Genomic DNA, 3,006 nt, shown 5'->3' on the forward strand with positions numbered 1-3,006 from the left:
CAGGTGTAGTTTTTTAGAACCTTCATAACCATAAGATTCCTCAAGTTTTTCGGTTAAATATTGCAAATCAATTAAAGGTACATCATATTCGTTGGCTACTAATCTTACTTGTAGTGGATAGACTCCATGCGTATCTACCAAAGTGCTATCTAAATTAAAATTTCTTCTTACAATAGAGGTGAATAATATCGGTTTTGCGCCTTTTTCTCTTGATTGATTTATAAATTGAATTAAATTATTTCTGTAAGCTGTATGTGGATTTGTATATCTTTTTGGAGAGTTTTCTTTCTGATCATTGTGTCCAAACTGAATAAAAACGTAATCACCTTCTTTTAATTTATTATACACTTTTTCCCATTTTTTTTCATCGATAAAACTACGTGTACTTCTACCATTTACTGCATGATTTTCTAAGGTTACATTGTCCTTTAAAAATTGAGGAAAAACTTGACACCAACCACGTTCTGGGTTTTCATCAGGATTTGGTTTATTTGCCATTGTAGAATCTCCAATCGTATGTATTGTGATATTTTTTATTTCAGATCTCTGCTCTTTAACTTCTTTTTCTTTACAAGAAATAAAAGAGATGAAACAAACTGTAATTATGATTTTAAAGTATTTCATACCATTCTTTTTTTGATGAATTTTTATGTTCTCCTAAAACGTTTTTTAATGTGTATTGTTTTGCTGTTGATGGTTTTAATTGATGAGACCATTCTACTCTTTTATCAGGAGTAAAACCTTTTCCAGTATTTTTATATTCGGCATAAAATGATGTTTTTTCAGCTTCTTTTTTAGACCAATTATGCCATCCTTCTGGTAAAATGTGTTTACCTAGTTTGCAATGTAAAAAAACAGTTTTTGCATGAATACGCCAAGGTCTTCCTAAATAAACTTTAGTTACATTTTCATCCGCAGTAATATTACAATTCTTAAAAACATAACCAAATGCTGTGTTTTCTTTTGTTGATGCTGCAGTGATATAAGAACCCTTTTTGCTATGTATTTGACAATTGCTAAAAAAAACAGTGGCATTCCCAAAAATAAAATCTGTAGTACCTTCAATATAACAATCCTTATAATATTGTTTTCCGTTTCCAGAAGTATACAAGGTATCTTGATTTCCTAGAAGTTTGCAATTAATTACAGCTACTTGATTAGAATTTACGGTTAAAGCAATTGCTTGCCCAACTTCTCCAGCAGTATTCTCAATGGTTAAATTTTTTAAAATTGTATGGTCTGCTTCTACCAAAAGTGTTTGTGTGTAAAAAGTGCTATTTCTTCCTAAGTTAATTTTATCAAAATAATCATTATAAGTAATAATCGTCTTTTCTTTACTTTCTCCTATTAAAGATATGTGTGGATTCCATTTGTGGATTTTTACTTTTTCTTTGTAAACTCCATTTTTTATAAAAATTGTAATTCTTTCATAAGGAAAAGATTTGGAGTTATTTATGGCTTCTTGAATACTATAATAATCTCCACTTCCGTCTTTTGCAACCACAACATTAAAAGAATCTTTAGGTTTTATTTTTTTAATATGCTTTTTTCTCCAAGATGGATATTTATCTAAAACCTCTTGTGGAAATGTCTTATACCAAGCATAACCATTTCTGCGTTCTTCACCTATTTCAGCAAGTGTTGCTTTTTTAATTCCATCTCTATCACAAAAAAAAGGAGTGTTATCATCTAATTCCATAAAACGTGCCCAAATTGGTGGTGTATTTTTATCTGAAACCATTTTTTTACTGATTACCTGTCCTTTTTTATTGTAAACCCTATCTTCACGTAATCCTTTTATTTTTGTTTTTTCAAACCAAAAAACAGCACTATTTATAGCTTTAATTATTTCTTTTGAGGGATTTTCAATACGCATCAACAACAATATAATATTTGCAGATTCAGCACCACTTAAAGATGGCAATTCATAAGCTCTAGCTTTTGCAGGTTCTAAAGTATTTCTATCATGTTGAGCGCACCATGCTGTTAAAACACCATTTTGTTTATATTGTGTTTTTAGGATACAATCAATTCCTTTATTGAAAGCGATTTCGACTTTTTTAATGATTTCATCAGAAGCCTGAATTGAAAAATAATTACTTTTCTCTTTGATTTCTTTAAGAACATTTAAAATATGAACCATAGAATCATCATTGTAAGTAATGTGAGAATAGTATCCTTTTTTTAAAGGATAAAACTGTGGCCAACCTCCATTATCATATTGAGCTTCTAACAAATAATCTAATCCTTTTAAAAATGCCTTTTTATACTTTTCATTTTTTTGAAACCTATTTACTTTGGATAAAAAGAGCATTTCTTGGCATGTGGCACCATTATCTGTTGTTACATCTTTATTACTTTTTTTTGATTGAATTAATTTTGCTTTTTTCTCCCTAGAAACTGGTTGATGCATTTGAATGTTTTTTGGCCAACCACCGATGTTTCTTTGATAGAGTAGTACATTTTCTGCAATTTCTTTAGCTTCATTGGATGCAAACCAAGAATCTTCTTTGTTATTTATAATGTTTTTCCAAGATTTATCAATAATTTGACCTTGAATGTTGTTTTCGATGAAAAAAGTAAATATAATAGCTACTAAAAAAAATCTTTTCATTGATTCATTGTTTTTAAGTTTCATTATTTAATTTTAAATAAATAACTGATTGAAAGAAGAATAAACTTATATTTCCATAAAAAATATACATCAATTCTAATATTTTAGAATAATTGCATATATTTGTGCAATCGATTACACAAATATAGAATATATATGTCAAATTACAAAACAAGATACGCGTCAAATCCGCAGTCAGTAAAAAGCTATAACACAGAAGAATTACGTAGTGAATTCTTAATTGAAAACGTTTTAAAACAAGATAAAATAGAATGGACATATTCTCATTATGATAGGTTTATGGTTGCTGGTGTTGTACCAGTTAAATCGTCTGTATCATTAGAAACAATAGATCCATTAAAAGCATCTTACTTTTTAGAAAGAAGAGAGTT

General features: G+C 28.6%; 2 protein-coding genes and 1 pseudogene. 1 reads left to right on the plus strand and 2 read right to left on the minus strand.

Annotated elements, in window-relative coordinates; translation table 11 throughout:
- On the minus strand, positions 1-624 hold a 624-nt coding region (locus ACTG3S_RS14170; protein ID WP_439129984.1), incomplete at its 3' end, for a rhamnogalacturonan acetylesterase.
- A complete protein-coding gene (gene pelA, locus ACTG3S_RS14175; protein ID WP_439129985.1) occupies positions 611-2,614 on the minus strand; it encodes a pectate lyase in 2,004 nt (667 codons plus the stop codon). The genes pelA and ACTG3S_RS14170, both read right to left, overlap by 14 nt.
- 156 nt (positions 2,615-2,770) lie before the next feature.
- On the opposite strand from pelA, the pseudogene ACTG3S_RS14180 reads away from it, so the two are divergent.
- Positions 2,771-3,006, plus strand: a pseudogene (locus ACTG3S_RS14180) (5-dehydro-4-deoxy-D-glucuronate isomerase); the annotation flags it as partial.

It is taken from the genome of Polaribacter sp. (genome assembly GCF_965656025.1).
In the GTDB taxonomy this organism is placed as follows: Bacteria; Bacteroidota; Bacteroidia; order Flavobacteriales; family Flavobacteriaceae; genus Polaribacter.